The organism is Rhizobium sp. SL86 (assembly GCF_026672545.1).
Lineage (GTDB): Bacteria > Pseudomonadota > Alphaproteobacteria > Rhizobiales > Rhizobiaceae > Neorhizobium.
Map to the genome: position 1 here is coordinate 313,734 of NZ_JAPPRJ010000009.1, position 15,261 is coordinate 328,994.

Consider the following 15,261-nt stretch of genomic DNA (forward strand, 5'->3'; position numbering starts at 1 on the left):
CGTTGCCGCGCGCAGACTGACAGGGATCAAGAGGCAATGACAGACAAGGTTCTGACCGCCAACCGGTTGACCGACGGCATTGCCGTCTGGCTGAATGCCAGCGGTGAATGGACGGAGCGGCTGCAGGATGCGCTGGTCGCCCGTCACGCGGAGGCGGAAGCCTCGCTGGAAGCCATCGGCAAGCGCGATTTTTCCGCCAATCTCGTTGTTGACGTGAATGTCATCGAGGTGGAAGAGGTCGCCGGCCAGATCCGGCCGCTGCGCCTGCGCGAGCGCATTCGCGTCGCCGGCCCGACCATGGATTATGCCAGCGGTTATGCCCCCGCTGATCCCGCCTTCATCGCAGCCTGAGGAATTTCATGTACCGCTACGACGAGTTCGACCACGCCTTCGTGTCCGCCCGCGTGGAACAGTTTCGCGACCAGGTGGCGCGCCGCCTGTCGGGCGAACTGGCCGAGGACGCCTTCAAGCCGCTGCGCCTGATGAACGGCGTTTATCTTCAGCTGCATGCCTATATGCTGCGGGTTGCCATTCCCTATGGCACGCTGAATTCCAGGCAGATGCGCATGCTGGCCCATATCGCCCGCAAATATGACCGCGGTTACGGCCATTTCACCACGCGCCAGAACATCCAGTACAACTGGCCGAAACTGTCGGACACGCCGGACATTCTGGCAGAGTTGGCCTCTGTCGAGATGCATGCGCTGCAGACCTCCGGCAACTGTATTCGTAACGTCACGGCCGACCATTTTGCCGGTGCGGCCGCTGACGAGGTGGCCGATCCGCGCCCCTACGCGGAAATCCTGCGCCAGTGGTCCTCCGTGCATCCGGAATTCTCCTTCCTGCCGCGCAAGTTCAAGATCGCCGTGACGGGCGCCGAGCGCGACCGTGCGGCGATCCAGGTGCATGACATCGGTCTGCATCTGAAAAAGAACGAGGAAGGTGAGATCGGTTTTGCCGTTTATGTCGGTGGTGGCCAGGGCCGCACGCCGATGGTGGCGAAGAAGATCCGCGACTTCCTGCCGGAAGGGGACCTGCTTTCCTATACGACTGCCATCATGCGCGTGTACAACCTGCACGGTCGGCGCGACAACAAATACAAGGCACGTATCAAGATCCTCGTGCACGAGACGGGTACGGAAGAACTGGCCCGTCAGGTGGAGGAAGAGTTCGCCCACCTGCAGGGCACCGAACTGAAGCTGCCCGAGGTCGACATCCAGGCGATCACGGCCTATTTCGCACCGCCGGCGCTTGCCGAACGGCCGGAAGGCTGGGCGCAGCTGGCCGGCTGGAAGAAGGCGGACGAGGCTTTTGCCCGCTGGGTGGACCAGAACGTCCAGCCGCACAAACATCCGGACTATGGCATGGTGACGATTTCGCTGAAGCCGATCGGCGGTATTCCGGGCGATGCGACCGACGTCCAGATGGAAGCGATTGCCGACATCGCAGAAGAGTATGCCTTCGACGAGATCCGTATCAGCCATGAGCAGAACGTCATCCTGCCGCATGTGGCGCTGGCCGACCTGGAGCCGGTCTACCGCGCGCTTGTCGCGCAGGGGCTTGCAACCGCCAATGCCGGTCTGATCACCGATATCATCGCCTGTCCCGGCTTGGACTATTGCGCGCTTGCCAATGCCCGTTCGATCCCGGTGGCACAGGCGATCTCCTCGCGCTTCGGCTCTGCCGCACGCCAGGCGGAGATCGGCGAGCTGAAGATCAAGATCTCCGGCTGCATCAATGCCTGCGGCCATCACCATGTCGGCCATATCGGCCTGCTCGGGGTCGAAAAGAAGGGCGCCGAACTCTACCAGATCACGCTCGGCGGTTCGGCAGATGAAAACACCTCGATCGGCGAAATCATCGGCCGCGGTTTCGAGCCGGACAAGGTGACGGATGCCGTGGAGAAGGTGGTCGATACCTATCTCGGTCTTCGCCTATCGAAGGAGGAAACCTTCCTGGACGCCTATCGTCGCGTCGGGCCGCAGCCGTTCAAGGATGCGCTCTACGGCGAAGCGGCAAAGGCGGCCTGAGGGCAGGGGATAGACACATGACACGCATCTGGAAAGAAACCGGTTTCGTCGCGAACGATCCCTGGGTGATCGAGACGGACGAGAAGAAGGCAGAAGGCGAGGAGCGCCCGCTGCTCTCCATCGATCAACTCATCGAGTTGGCCGATACCAGCAACGAAGTTGGCTTCGGCGTTGTGGTCAAACCGGCCGACGACGTCCGTCGACTGGAGCCCTATCTTTACCGCCTGGAACTGGTGGCTGTCGAGTTTCCGGCCTTCAACGATGGTCGTGGTTTCAGCCATGCCTCGCTGCTGCGTGAGCGGCTCGGTTACAAAAACGAGCTGCGCGCTGTCGGCGACGTTCTGATCGACCAGGTGCCGCTGATGCTGCGCTGCGGTTTCGACAGCTTCGCCGTAACCAATGCCACGGCACTGAAGCGGCTTTCGGAAAACCGGCTGCCGGGCATTTCCGTGCACTACCAGCCAACGGCCCGTACGGCAGCGGCGGGCGAGGCCTATAGCTGGCGCCGTCGGTCGGCCTGATGAAAAGCTGAGTAGGAAAAGCATATTTTTCCAGTGCATCCGCGGCATATGAACGCGGATGCCTTCAAATGTGCGTGCGCATGGTATATTTCGCGGACGCAACCAAACCGAACGAGACGAGACGACCGGCATGAACGTTTCCGCCAAGACCGAAGATTTTGCCCCGAAGGCGACCGCAGCCATTCCGGACGGCGTCTATGCCGAGACCGTTCTTTCGGTTGAGCATTACACCGATCGTCTGTTCCGTTTTCGCATGACACGCCCGGCCGGTTACCGATTCCGCTCCGGCGAATTTGCGATGATCGGCCTGATGGTCGGCGAGAAGCCGATCTACCGTGCCTATTCGATTGCAAGCCCATCCTGGGACGAGGAACTCGAATTCTTCTCGATCAAGGTACCGGATGGTCCGCTGACCTCGCACCTGCAGAAGATCAAGCCGGGTGATACGGTTCTGATGCGCAAGAAGCCGACGGGCACGCTGGTGCTCGATGCGCTAACCCCCGGCAAGCGGCTCTACATGTTCTCCACCGGCACCGGCATTGCCCCCTTTGCCAGCCTGATCCGCGACCCGGAAACCTATGAAAAATTCGAGGAAGTGATCCTCACCCATACCTGCCGCGAGGTGGCGGAGCTGAAATACGGCTTCGACCTGATGGAAGAGATCCGCAACCACGAATTCCTGGCCGAGATCGTCGGCGACAAGCTGAAGCATTATCCGACCGTGACGCGTGAGGACTATCCCTTCCAGGGCCGCATCACCGACCTGATGGAAAGCGGCAAGCTCTACACCGATCTCGGCGTGCCGCCGCTCGACCCGGCCATCGACCGCGGCATGATCTGCGGCTCCTCGGCTATGCTGAAGGACACCAAGGAATTGCTGGAAAAAGCAGGTCTCACCGAAGGCGCCAACAACAAGCCGGCCGAATTCGTCATTGAGCGGGCTTTCGTGGGATAAAATAGGTCCGGCGGGCCGCAGTGTCCGCCAGGTCTTGCCCATGTGCTCCTGATCTTCAGATTGTTCAGTTGCGGGTGGCGATTGCGGCAGCGGCCCCGCCAAGAGCGATCGCGCCGATCCGGTTGGCGAGCCGTGTGGCCCGAGGTGTCCGCAACAGAAGCCGCGCCTTGTGGGCGAGGAAGATCCAGGTGAGGTCAATCGCTGCCAGTGTCACGAGCGTGACCATGGCAAGGACGGACCATTCCCGCAGACCCGTGGTCGACAGGTCGATCAGGGATGGAAGAAGGGCGAGGTAGAAGACGGCAATCTTCGGATTGCCCAGCGTGAGCGCCATGCCCGCACCGAACATGGACAATGGCGAGGTGCGATGGGGAAGATCATCACCGCTCGCGTCTGCCGGCTTTTGCCACATCTTGAACGCCAGCCAGCAGAGATAGGCCACACCCAGCCATTTCAGAATGTGGAAACCCAGCTGGAAGGTTTGCGCCACCGCGGTGAGCCCGGCCATCGCCATGGAGAGCCAGACGACTTCTCCGACCCACATGGCGGCAACGAAAGGAATGACGTCGCGCCAGCCACTGGTCATCACACGCGATACCAGCGCGGCAATGCTCGGACCGGGAGTGCCTGCGTTCAGCAGCAGGGCTCCGGCGAAGATGGCGACCGACCACAGATCCATAAGCATTCCCAGAGGTTTGACAACGTTGGCACTATATACAGAAAAAAACGGCTTTGCGTCAGCTATAGAGTTCAATCGCGGTGGGTCGGACGCAGTCAGTCGCGTTTGATGGTGGCCAGCGCCTCCCACAGATCCGCGCCGGTTTCGAAAACCGCTGCATTGGCCTTGAACGACAGGGAGGCGCCGATCAGGTCGGTCATTTCCCCGGCAAGGTCGATCGTGGTGCTGTCTGGCGGTACGGTTGTATCCTCGGTGACATGCGCCTGAACGCCGCCGGTCGGGGCGGTGCTGAATTGGGCGGAGAGGGGCGAATAGCCGATCGTATCGGCATTGGCGATGTTGTTGGCCGCAGTGGCGATCCGCACAGTATTTGCCTGCATGCCTGACAGTGCGGTTGTGGTCACGGCGCTGATCGTCATCTCTTGCCACCTCTCCAGGCAAATATGCCTGATCACGTATTATAGGCACGGACGAAACCCTGTCCCGCAGTCTGACCGATCAGGATTGATGACGGGTAAAGGCTTTGAAGTCTCGACAGACCGGATTCATCATTCCGCAACCAACCGTCCATTGGCGGCACGGCTTCGTGTTTTCCGCGCGGTCGCTGCAGCCAGGGGAGGTACCATGCCTTCGCAAGCGCAACGAAAAAGCTCTCCCCCGGAGGTCGAGGGAGAGCTTGTTTTTCTTCGCGATCGATCACGGCCGGTCGTTATTCAGCCGCTTCCTGATAGTCACTCATCGGCGGGCAGGTGCAGACGAGGTTGCGGTCGCCATACACATTATCGATGCGGTTGACCGGCGACCAGTATTTGTCGACGCGGAAGGAGCCCGGCGGGAAGCAGGCCTGCTCGCGCGAGTAGGGCCGCGTCCATTCGCCGACGAGATCCTCGACCGTATGCGGGGCATTCTTGAGCGGGTTGTTCTCCCGGTCCATCTTGCCCTCTTCGATCTGGCGCGCTTCCTCGCGGATCGCAAGCATGGCGTCGCAGAAGCGGTCGATCTCGGCCTTGGTTTCGGATTCGGTCGGCTCGATCATCAGCGTGCCGGCAACCGGCCAGCTCATGGTCGGGGCGTGGAAACCGCAGTCGATCAGGCGCTTGGCGACATCATCCACCGTGACGCCGGCCGACGCCGCCAGCGGGCGGGTGTCGATGATGCATTCATGCGCCACGCGTCCGGCAGCGGACTTGTAGAGCACGTCATAGGCACCTGCGAGACGGGCGGCGATGTAGTTGGCGTTGAGGATCGCCACTTTCGTCGCCTGGGTCAGGCCTTCGCCACCCATCATCAGGCAGTAGGACCACGAGATCGGCAGGATCGACGGCGATCCGAACGGGGCTGCCGAAACCGCGCCCTCACGTCCATCCCATTCCGGATGACCGGGCAGGTAAGGGGCGAGATGCGCCTTGACGCCGATCGGACCCATGCCGGGACCGCCGCCGCCATGCGGAATGCAGAAGGTCTTGTGCAGGTTGAGGTGGGATACGTCGGAGCCGATATCGCCCGGACGCGACAGGCCCACCATGGCGTTCATGTTCGCACCGTCGAGATAAACCTGGCCACCATGCTGATGGGTGATGGCGCAGATCTCGCTGACGGTTTCTTCGAACACACCATGCGTGGACGGGTAGGTCACCATGCAGGCGGCAAGGTTTGCGGAATACTGTTCCGCCTTGGCGCGGAAATCGTCGAGATCGACGTCGCCGTTGTCCTTCGCCTTCACCGGCACCACCTTCATGCCGACCATCTGGGCGGAGGCCGGGTTGGTGCCATGCGCGGAGGTGGGGATGAGGCAGACATCGCGATGTGTGTCGCCACGCGCGATGTGGTAGTTGCGGATCGTCAGAAGCCCCGCATATTCCCCTTGCGCGCCGGAATTCGGCTGCATCGAGAAGGCATCATAACCGGTGATCTGGCAGAGTTTGGCCGACAGATCCTCGATCATCTCCTTGTAGCCGGCAGCCTGTTCAGCCGGGGCAAACGGGTGCATGTCGGAAAATTCCGGCCAGGTGATCGGCAGCATTTCCGCGGTGGCATTGAGCTTCATGGTGCAGGAGCCGAGCGGGATCATCGCCCGGTCGAGCGCCAGATCGCGGTCCGACAGCCGGCGGATATAACGGGTCATCTCGCTTTCCGCGCGGTTCATGTGGAAGATCGGATGCGTCATATAGGCGGACGTCCGCAGCAGATCCTTCGGCAGGCGATAATCTGCCTCGAAATCCGAGACCTTGAAGTTGCCGCCAAAGGCGCGCCAGACGGCTTCGAGCGTCACCGGCCGCGTGCGTTCATCCAGCGACATGCCGATCTTCGTCGTGCCCACCTTGCGCAGGTTCACGCCTTCGGCAACGGCGGCGCGCAGGATCAGGCCCTGCATGTGGCCGACCTCGACGGTGATCGTGTCGAAGAAGGTTTCCGGCTCCACCGTGTAACCGAGCTTTTCCAGGCCCTTGGCCATCAGCACGGCCTTTTTGTGCACCTGCTGAGCAATCGCCTTCAGGCCCTCCGGTCCGTGGAAGACACCGTACATGGAGGCCATGACGGCGAGCAGAACCTGTGCCGTGCAGATGTTCGACGTCGCCTTTTCGCGGCGGATGTGCTGCTCGCGAGTCTGAAGCGACAGGCGATAGGCGCGGTTGCCGCGCGCATCGACCGAGACGCCGACGAGACGGCCAGGCATCGAACGTTTGTGCGCATCCTTGACCGCCATGAAGGCCGCATGCGGACCGCCGTAACCCATCGGTACGCCGAAACGCTGCGAGGAGCCGATGGCGATATCGGCGCCCATTTCGCCGGGCGACTTCAGAAGCGTTAGCGCCAGAAGGTCGGCGGCGACGGCCGCCACCGCGCCGGTCTGGTGCAGGCGGGCGATCAGGCCGGAGAAATCATGCGCCTGGCCATGCGTACCGGGATACTGGAAAATGGCGCCGAAGACATCGACCGGGTCCAGATCGGTGAACGGATTGCCGACAACGACCGACCAGCCGAGCGGCGCGGCGCGGGTTTCGATCAGCGCAATTGTCTGCGGGTGGCAGCTGGCGTCGACGAAAAAGGCGGTCGCCTTGGACTTTGCCTGGCGCTGGCAGAGCGCCATGGCTTCGGCGGCAGCGGTTGCCTCATCGAGCAGCGAGGCATTGGCGACGTCGAGACCGGTCAGGTCGCAGATCATCGTCTGGAAGTTCAAGAGCGCTTCCAGGCGGCCTTGGGAAATTTCCGGCTGGTAGGGCGTGTAGGCCGTGTACCAGGCCGGGTTTTCCAGGATGTTGCGCTGGATGACCGGCGGCGTGATCGTGCTGTAATAACCCTGGCCGATCAGCGAGGTGAGCGGCTGGTTCTTGTTGGCGGTCTCGCGCAGGCGGTCAAGCGCCTCCCGTTCAGTGAGCGCCGCCCCCCAGGCGAGCGGCTCGCGTTGGCGGATCGAGGCGGGCACTGTCGCATCGATGAGGGCATCGAGCGAGCGGTAACCGATGACCTTCAGCATCTCCGCCATTTCGGAGGGCGAGGGGCCGATATGACGCCGGTTGGCAAAATCATAGGGCTGGTAGTCGGTGAAATGGAAATCGCGGGTGTCGGACATCAGCCAATCAGCTCCTTGTAGGCGGCTTCATCCAGCAGCTCGTCGGCATCGGCGACGTTGGCAAGCTTCAGCTTGAAAAACCAGCCCTTGCCCTGCGGATCGGAATTGACGAGCGCCGGATCGGCGGTGATTGCCTCGTTGATTTCGACGATTTCGCCGGCCAGCGGACAATAGACGTCGGAGGCCGCCTTGACGCTTTCGACGGTGGCGGCTTCGCCGTTTTTATCGAAGGTGGCGCCGACCTCCGGCAGTTCGACGAACACCAGATCACCCAGCTGGTCGGCGGCGTGCTGGGTGATGCCGACGATCGCGACATCGCCCTCGAGCTTCAGCCATTCGTGTTCAGCGGTGAATTTCAGCATGGTTTTGAGTCCTCTCTGGAATCGACGTGTTGGTGTGATCTGCCCCTCACCCTAACCCTCTCCCCGCAGGCGGGGAGAGGGGACGTGCCTGGCTCAACCTCTTGGATGGGATGAGTGGGCGCGGCTTGCTCCTTCTCCCCGTCCTGACGGGGAGAAGGTGGCGGCAGCCGGATGAGGGGCAGCTAAAAACATATGTTTACCGCTTATAGGTCGGCGTGATGAAGGGCAGGGCGGCGACCGTGACCGGAAGATACTTGCCGCGCACTTCCGCAAACACCTGTGTTCCGGCGCTGGCAAAGGCGGTCGGTACATAACCCATGGCGACCGGACCCTCGACCGACGGACCGAAGGTGCCGGACGTCACTTCGCCGATCTCGTTCTTGCCCTCCGCATCGGCAAAAAGCTTGGCATGCGAACGCACCGGAGCCTTGCCGTCCGGCTTCAGGCCGACGCGGCGGCGTTCGGTGCCGTTTGCGAGTTCCCCCAGGATGCGGTCCGCGCCCGGAAAACCGCCTTCGCGCTCGCCGCCGGCCTTGCGGGCCTTCTGGATCGCCCATTCGAGCGAGGCTTCGATCGGCGAGGTCGTCGTGTCGATATCGTTGCCATAGAGGCAAAGACCGGCTTCGAGCCGCAGCGAATCGCGGGCGCCGAGCCCGATCGGTTCGCAATCCTCATGGGCCAGAAGCGCGCGCGCCAGTTCCTCGGCCTTGGTCGCCGGAACGGAGATTTCAAAGCCGTCCTCGCCGGAATAACCGGAACGGGAGACGATGCAGGCGGCGCCGACGAGCGTGACGTCACGCACATCCATGAACTTCATCGTCGCGACTTCGGGAGCAAGCGAAGCGAGCACGGTTTCCGCCGCCGGACCCTGCAGCGCAATCAGCGCCCGATCATCGAGAAGCGTGACGGAACAGCCGGCAAGGTGCGCCTGCATGTGGGCAAGGTCTGCACCCTTGCAGGCCGCGTTGACGACGACAAGCAGGTGGTCGCCACGATTGGTGATCATCAGGTCGTCGAGGATGCCGCCGTTTTCGTCGGTGAAGAAGCCGTAACGCTGGCGGCCTTGCTTCAGGCCGAGAATATCGACCGGCACGAGGCGCTCGAGAGCAAGGGCGGCATCGGCCACCGAGCCGGAATTTGCCTTCACCAGAACCTGGCCCATATGGGAGACGTCGAACAGGCCGGCCTTGGCGCGCGTATGCAGATGTTCCTTCAGCACGCCGGCGGCATATTGCACCGGCATGTCGTAACCGGCAAACGGCACCATGCGGGCGCCAAGCGACAGGTGTAGCGCATGCAGGGGCGTGGTCAAAAGGGGAGCGTGGTCGGTCAATAAAGCCTCCAGGTCATGTGCGGATTCCGGCCGCACGAGCTCAGTTGATGGCGCTTGTCCACGCCGTTTCATGAGCCCCCTCTGTCCTGTGCGCCTGAGATTGTTATCCCTTCGGCGAGCCCTTCGCGACTAGGCGGGCTTCTCTCCAGAGTCCTGCAGGTCCCGCTGGTCCTTTTGCCTGAGAGTTTCCGGGGCGGTTGCTCCTTCGGCGCCGCATCGAAGCGGTTTCTCCCAGCGGGGTCGCGCTCATTATGGGGGAGACCCCCTGCTTGGCAAGGGGCAAATGTCGCAACCGACATGAATTTTGTCGCGCCCTCGCAGGGCATGACGCGGACACCGCCAAGGCGCGACAATCCGGCTTTTGCAGAGCCACCCGGACTCGGCTATGAAAACATCGACAGGGGAGTTCAAGATGCATCTGAGGCAAGCCGGTCGGGAGAGGGTCCTGCGCATCATCTGCGCCGTCGTCTTCCTGTCGCTCGGCCTTGCTCACCATGCCCCGCCGGTAGCCGCAAGCGCTGCGCCCTGGACAGACGACGCCTTCCTGCTGCCCGATGGCACGATGCCGACGCTGTGCGTCGGCATGGAGGATCATGGATCACACCTCAAGCCGGTGCGCTGCGAGGTGTGTCTGCTCTGCACCTCCGCTCTGCTGCCGGCGCCGGATGATGTGTCCTGGCTGTCCATCCATCTGGCCTTTCTTTCCAATCCTCTTCGCCAGGAAGCAGCCGTCGCCGGCACGTTGTCGATCCCGTCGCCACGCTCGCGGGCACCACCCGTCCTCGTCTGAGATCGTCGAATAATCCCCTATGAAACGATCATGCGGCTGAAGGCCAGGCGTGCCTCGCCGCGAGAGGAAAAACCGATGAACACGACACGCATTCTTGTGATGAGCAGCCTTTTGTTTGCCGCCATGTCCGGCAGCGCCTTTGCTCATGTCACCCTGGTCAATGGCACGGCAAAACCGGAATCTTATACGGTCGTTCAGCTGCAGGTGCCGCATGGCTGCGCCGGCAAACCGACGAACGAGGTCCGGGTCACGTTGCCGGAGGGTTTTTACGGCGCAAAACCGCAGCCGAAGGCCGGTTGGGAGCTGGAGATCATCAAGGGCGACTATGCCAAGCCTTATGACAACCACGGCACAAAGGTCAGCTCTGGCCCCGTCGAAATCCGCTGGAAGAACGGCAATCTGCCGGACGACAATTATGATGTCTTCGCGATCCAGGGAAAGATTGCCGGTGTGGCCGATGGCGCAAGTCTCGCTTTCAAGACCATCCAGGTCTGCGGCGACGCGACCGAACGGTGGGACGAGGTGGCCGCCCCCGGCATCGATCCGCACAGCCTGAAGGATCCGGCACCGCTTCTGAAAATTGCCGGAGAAAAACCGGCCGACGAAATGGATCATTCCGCCATGGGGCATGGGGCGATGAACCATGACGCGATGGGGCAGGCTGCCGCGACCGATGCGGCAGCGCCGGCCATGAAACCTGTCAAGCTCGGCGCGTTGTCGCTTTCGGCGGGATATCTGAAGGCCATGCTGCCGGGGCAGCCGGTCGGTGGCGGTTACGTGACGATCGCCAATGGCGGTGCAGAGGCAGACCGCCTCGTCTCTGCCTCCACGCCACGCTCTGGCACGGTGGAACTGCACGAGATGTCGATGAACGGTGATGTCATGGTCATGCGACCGCTCGCAAACGGGATCGAGATCCCCGCCGGCGCGGCGGTGGAACTCAAGCCCGGTGGCCTGCACCTGATGTTCATGAAGGTGAAAACGCCCTTCGCCAAGGGCGACACCGTGCCGGTGACCTTCGTGTTCGAAAAGGCAGGCACGGTTGAAGTGGAGATGCCGGTCGCAGCGGCAGGTCCAGCGGGTCATCAGCACAATTGATCGACACAACTCCTGGCCGGCAGCGGCTCCGTTGCCGGCAGGGCGCTACCGATCGATCTCAGATCTCGCGATAGGCGTCTTCCGCCTGCTGCTGGCTCATCTGATGCTGCGGCGGGCGCTGGCGGCTGCTGGTCACGTCAAGTGCCAGGGGCACGGCGGGAATAAGCCCTGCTATGTCGTCGGTATCGGCTCCAGCCTTGCGCACTTCGTTGCGTTCGGAACTGATACGGGTGTCCTTGACCTGATCGGCCGTTGACAGACGGCGAGCGGGTTTCGCCGCCTCCATCGCATAGGCGGCCGTGTTGGCCGAAACGGAAACCACTTGAGTCATGACACGCACCATCTCCTTCGACTAGAAGGATAGGGTCGGCCTCTTGGTCGCCCCTTAAACGACTTGTTCAGATTTGAACGAATGCTGATTTTCCCAAGGCTGGAATCAAAGATGGTAAATATCCTCATTGTCGCCGTCGGTGGCGCCCTCGGCTCCGTCTGCCGTTACCTCACCGGCCTCCTGATGACCCGCCTGCTGGGCATGGCCTTTCCCTGGGGCACGCTGACCGTCAACATCGTCGGTTCGTTTGCCATCGGTTTCCTGACCGAACTCGTGGCGCGCAGGCTGAATGCCTCGATGGAAATGCGGCTTCTGATCGTCGTCGGTTTCCTCGGCGGTTTCACCACCTTCTCCTCCTTTTCACTGGATACCATGGTTCTGTTCGAACGCGGGGCGACGACTGCGGCGCTGATCTATGTGGTCGGCAGCGTGGTCCTGTCCTTACTCGCGGCTTTCGCCGGTCTGAGCGTCGGCCGCACGCTGCTCTAAGGAAATCGGTCGGATTTCTGCTTTCCCTTCGGCCTCGAAATCATCTAAAGGCTGGAGCAAAGGCCACATGGCCATTCCGAACATGAAAGAGAACAGATGGCAGGCATCGAGCATATCCGCGTCGAGGCGGACGAAGCTGGCATGCGCCTCGACCGGTGGTTCAAGGTGCATTATCCGGGCCTCGGATTCGGGCCCTTGCAGAAACTGCTGCGCTCCGGCCAGGTGCGCGTCGATGGCGGTCGCGTCAAATCGGACGCCCGTGTGCAGCCCGGCCAGATCGTCCGTGTGCCGCCGCTCGACGTCGATGCCAAGAAGGGCCCGATCGCCGGCAAGGACCTCAAACACTCCGGCGATTTCGAACTTTTGTCCCGCATGATCCTGCATGAGGACGACAAGGTGATCGTGCTGAACAAGCCGGCCGGCCTTGCCGTGCAGGGTGGCTCGGGTGTCACGCGTCATATCGACCAGATGCTCGAGGCCTTCATCAGCCCGAAAGGCGAGAAGCCGCGGCTCGTGCACCGGATCGACCGCGACACCTCCGGCGTTCTCGTTGTGGCCCGCACACGCGGTGCGGCGCAGAAGCTGACGGCGGCGTTTCGCGAACGCGACACCAAGAAGACCTACTGGTCCCTGGTCAAGGGCGTGCCGCGCAAGCACGAGGACAAGCTGTCGACCTGGCTCGTCAAGGAACAGACGCCGGACGGAGACCGCATGCGCATTGCCAAGCATGGCGAGGAGGGCGCCGATCACGCCGTCTCCTATTACCGCGTTCTGGAAACGGCGGCGCAAAGCCTCGCCTGGCTGGAGATGGAGCCCTATACCGGGCGCACCCATCAGTTGCGTGTCCACGCGCTGCATCTCGGCCATCCGATCATCGGCGACCCGAAATATTTCATCGACGATCCGAACTGGGATTTTCCCGGCGGCATCCAGAAACGCCTGCATCTGCATGCGCGCCACATCGACATTCCACACCCGTCCGGTGGCCGCCTGAAGGTCACGGCGCCGCTTCCGCCGCATATGGTGCAAAGCTGGAACCTGCTCGGTTTCGACCAGAGTCTCGGCGAAGGGGATGACGAATGAAACTGGTGCTGTTCGATTGCGACGGCACGCTGGTGGACAGTGCCGCGCTGATCCACGAAACCATGCGCCGCACCTTCGCGCATTTCGGCAAACGGGAACCGCTCGTTGAGGAAACGAAGTCGATCATCGGGCTCACGCTCGATATCGCGATTGCCCGCATGCAGGGAAAGCCGCATGCCGATGACGAGGCCGTGCAGATGATGGCCTATTACAAATCGCTGTTTGCGACCGTGCGGACGGACATGAATTTCCGCGAACCGCTGTTTGACGGCATCCGCGATGTGATCGAGACACTCGGGCCTCGTGACGACCTGTTGCTCGGTGCCGTCACCGGAAAGTCCCGTCGCGGGCTGGATCTGGTGCTCGACACCCATGACTTTCGCACATGGTTCGTCGTCGGGCGCACGGCGGATGATTGCCCGTCGAAACCGCATCCGGCCATGGTGACGGAGTGCTGCGACGAGATGGGTGTTCGTCCTCGCGATACCCTGGTCATCGGCGATGCTATTTACGATATGCAGATGGCAAAGGCCGCCGGAGCGACCGCGATCGGCGTCTCCTGGGGCTATGCATCCGTTGCGCAATTGCGTGATGCCGGTGCCGACGTGATCGTCGATCATCCCCGCGACTTGTTGAACCATATCCTCTGAGGATCACTGACGTCATGCGAGAGCTTTTTGACCTGCCCGAAGGGTTGAGCCATCCTGATCCCACGCGCCGCGCGCAGATCCAGATGAAGAAACCGCTGCCGAAGCGGTTCTACACTGAAGCGAGCGTTGCCTCGTCCGAGAACGGACACGCCATCCATCTCGACGGACGGCCGGTCAAGACGCCGGCCAAGCGTGCGCTGTTGGTGCCGACGAAGGCGCTTGCCGAGATCATCTGCGGCGAATGGCAGGCGCAGGGCGAGGTGATCGATCCCTCGACCATGCCGGTGACCCGGCTCGTCAATACCGCCATCGACGGCGTGGCCGACGATCAGGCCGCCGTCTTCGAGGACATCCTGAAGTTTTCCGGCAGCGACATGCTGTGTTACCGCGCGGATTCCCCCGTGGAACTCGTCGATCGCCAGGGGCAGCGATGGGACCCTATCCTGGATTGGGCAGCGAACAGGCTCGGTGCGCGCTTCATCCTGATCGAAGGGATCATGCCGCAGGATCAGCCTCCTGAGGCAATCGAAGCGCTCGGGCGTGCCCTTCGCCGTTATGAGACGCCGCTCGAACTCGCGGCCCTCCACACGGTCACCACGCTGACGGGCTCCGCCCTGTTGACGATTGCCTATGCGGAGGGGTTCGTTGATGCGGACGAGGCTTGGAGCCTTGCCCACCTCGACGAGGACTGGACCAACGAACATTGGGGCACGGATCTGGAGGCGGAAGCCCGCCGACAGAAGCGGTTGCTCGAATTGCAGGCAGCGGTTGCCGTTTTTTCTGCATTGCGCCCTGCCGCTTAACCAAGTTCTAACCCTGTTTTCAGATCATCGGAAAAAGTGTTCCGGTGATCCATGTCCTCGCTGTCTGTCCGCGTTGCCTTCCTCTTCACCAGCTGGCTGCTGCTCAGCAGCTTCCGCATGACCGCCGGTGACCAGCCGTCAGAACCCTTGCTCTACGATGTCCGCGGCGCTTTCGTCACGGCGCGTGCGGATGTGTCTCCTGGATTGATCGCTCGAACGGACAGGCTCGTCGACAGTGCCATCCGGGCGACCGTGCGCCAGAAGGCTCTGCCCCGCACGATCCTGACCGTGCGCATCAGCGAAGCGGGTTACCTGCCATTGGTGGTTGGTGCACGTTTCCGCGCCAAGGTGACGATCGAGGCAACGGCTGTCGGCAACGGTGAAAAGATTGCCGTCGGCGGCTTCACGGTCTCAACATTTGCACTCGATGCCGAACATGCCGATGCGCGCCTGGCCGAACGGATTGCGGAACGGGTGGCCCGCGAATTCCGTCTGCAGAATGCCGGCCCCTCCACCTTGGCAACGGCGCTTTTTCCCTGACGGTTCCGCAGGCGCGGTCTCTG

At 62.1% G+C, this 15,261-nt stretch carries 17 protein-coding genes and 1 riboswitch; of the genes, 11 read left to right on the forward strand and 6 right to left on the reverse strand.

Translation table 11 applies throughout. The features are described from left to right. Positions 1 to 36: 36 nt before the first annotated feature. The 4 genes from OU993_RS24790 to OU993_RS24805 all read left to right on the forward strand — a co-directional run bounded on the left by OU993_RS24790 (position 37) and on the right by OU993_RS24805 (position 3,506). Positions 37 to 351, forward strand: coding sequence for a DUF2849 domain-containing protein (locus OU993_RS24790; RefSeq protein WP_268161587.1), 315 nt, complete (start codon positions 37 to 39; stop codon positions 349 to 351). 8 nt (positions 352 to 359) lie between these two features. Then, positions 360 to 2,030, forward strand: coding sequence for a nitrite/sulfite reductase (locus tag OU993_RS24795; RefSeq protein WP_268161588.1), 1,671 nt, complete (start codon positions 360 to 362; stop codon positions 2,028 to 2,030). Between the two features lie 17 nt (positions 2,031 to 2,047). Beyond that, entirely contained in the window at positions 2,048 to 2,551 is a 504-nt protein-coding gene (locus tag OU993_RS24800; protein ID WP_268161589.1) for a DUF934 domain-containing protein, read from the forward strand. A 130-nt stretch (positions 2,552 to 2,681) separates the two neighbouring features. Further along, a complete protein-coding gene (locus OU993_RS24805) occupies positions 2,682 to 3,506 on the forward strand; it encodes a ferredoxin--NADP reductase (protein ID WP_268161590.1) in 825 nt (274 codons plus the stop codon). A gap of 64 nt (positions 3,507 to 3,570) precedes the next feature. Here OU993_RS24805 and OU993_RS24810 read toward each other — a convergent pair whose 3' ends face one another. The 5 genes from OU993_RS24810 to gcvT all read right to left on the reverse strand — a co-directional run bounded on the left by OU993_RS24810 (position 3,571) and on the right by gcvT (position 9,454). After that, on the reverse strand, positions 3,571 to 4,185 hold the full coding sequence (locus OU993_RS24810; protein ID WP_268161591.1) for a LysE family translocator: 615 nt from the start codon (positions 4,183 to 4,185) through the stop codon (positions 3,571 to 3,573). A 95-nt stretch (positions 4,186 to 4,280) separates the two neighbouring features. Continuing rightward, complete coding sequence (locus OU993_RS24815; protein WP_268161592.1) at positions 4,281 to 4,604, reverse strand: flagellar basal body protein; 324 nt, start codon at positions 4,602 to 4,604, stop codon at positions 4,281 to 4,283. A gap of 290 nt (positions 4,605 to 4,894) precedes the next feature. Next, positions 4,895 to 7,759: an aminomethyl-transferring glycine dehydrogenase gene (gcvP, locus tag OU993_RS24820; RefSeq protein ID WP_268161593.1), complete on the reverse strand. Its 2,865-nt coding sequence runs from the start codon at positions 7,757 to 7,759 to the stop codon at positions 4,895 to 4,897. Continuing rightward, positions 7,759 to 8,121, reverse strand: coding sequence for a glycine cleavage system protein GcvH (gene gcvH / locus OU993_RS24825; protein ID WP_268161594.1), 363 nt, complete (start codon positions 8,119 to 8,121; stop codon positions 7,759 to 7,761). Before gcvH ends, gcvP begins: the two co-directional genes overlap by 1 nt. A 196-nt stretch (positions 8,122 to 8,317) precedes the next feature. Then, positions 8,318 to 9,454, reverse strand: coding sequence for a glycine cleavage system aminomethyltransferase GcvT (gene gcvT, locus OU993_RS24830; RefSeq protein WP_268161595.1), 1,137 nt, complete (start codon positions 9,452 to 9,454; stop codon positions 8,318 to 8,320). 156 nt (positions 9,455 to 9,610) lie between these two features. After that, a riboswitch (glycine riboswitch) is annotated at positions 9,611 to 9,698 on the reverse strand. A 141-nt stretch (positions 9,699 to 9,839) separates the two neighbouring features. On the opposite strand from gcvT, the gene OU993_RS24835 reads away from it, so the two are divergent. Beyond that, positions 9,840 to 10,244 (forward strand): hypothetical protein, encoded by a 405-nt coding sequence (locus OU993_RS24835; protein ID WP_268161596.1) that lies wholly within the window; start codon positions 9,840 to 9,842, stop codon positions 10,242 to 10,244. A 75-nt stretch (positions 10,245 to 10,319) separates the two neighbouring features. After that, the gene (locus OU993_RS24840) at positions 10,320 to 11,342 is read left to right on the forward strand and encodes a DUF1775 domain-containing protein (RefSeq protein ID WP_268161597.1); all 1,023 of its coding nucleotides are present in this window, start codon (positions 10,320 to 10,322) and stop codon (positions 11,340 to 11,342) included. Positions 11,343 to 11,400: 58 nt separating this feature from the next. Here the strand turns inward: OU993_RS24840 and OU993_RS24845 are convergent, their stop codons facing one another. Then, positions 11,401 to 11,673 (reverse strand): hypothetical protein, encoded by a 273-nt coding sequence (locus OU993_RS24845; RefSeq protein WP_268161598.1) that lies wholly within the window; start codon positions 11,671 to 11,673, stop codon positions 11,401 to 11,403. Positions 11,674 to 11,784: 111 nt separating this feature from the next. Here OU993_RS24845 and crcB point away from each other — a divergent pair, with 111 nt between their 5' ends. The 5 genes from crcB (at position 11,785) to OU993_RS24870 (ending at position 15,238) form a co-directional block, all read left to right on the forward strand. Further along, entirely contained in the window at positions 11,785 to 12,162 is a 378-nt protein-coding gene (gene crcB, locus OU993_RS24850) for a fluoride efflux transporter CrcB (RefSeq protein WP_268161599.1), read from the forward strand. A gap of 96 nt (positions 12,163 to 12,258) precedes the next feature. Beyond that, on the forward strand, positions 12,259 to 13,245 hold the full coding sequence (locus tag OU993_RS24855) for an RluA family pseudouridine synthase (RefSeq protein WP_268161600.1): 987 nt from the start codon (positions 12,259 to 12,261) through the stop codon (positions 13,243 to 13,245). Next, positions 13,242 to 13,895, forward strand: coding sequence for an HAD-IA family hydrolase (locus tag OU993_RS24860; RefSeq protein ID WP_268161601.1), 654 nt, complete (start codon positions 13,242 to 13,244; stop codon positions 13,893 to 13,895). Before OU993_RS24855 ends, OU993_RS24860 begins: the two co-directional genes overlap by 4 nt. 14 nt (positions 13,896 to 13,909) lie before the next feature. Further along, positions 13,910 to 14,698: an ATP12 family chaperone protein gene (locus OU993_RS24865; protein WP_268161602.1), complete on the forward strand. Its 789-nt coding sequence runs from the start codon at positions 13,910 to 13,912 to the stop codon at positions 14,696 to 14,698. A 51-nt stretch (positions 14,699 to 14,749) separates the two neighbouring features. After that, on the forward strand, positions 14,750 to 15,238 hold the full coding sequence (locus OU993_RS24870) for a hypothetical protein (protein WP_268161603.1): 489 nt from the start codon (positions 14,750 to 14,752) through the stop codon (positions 15,236 to 15,238). Positions 15,239 to 15,261 lie beyond the last annotated feature (23 nt).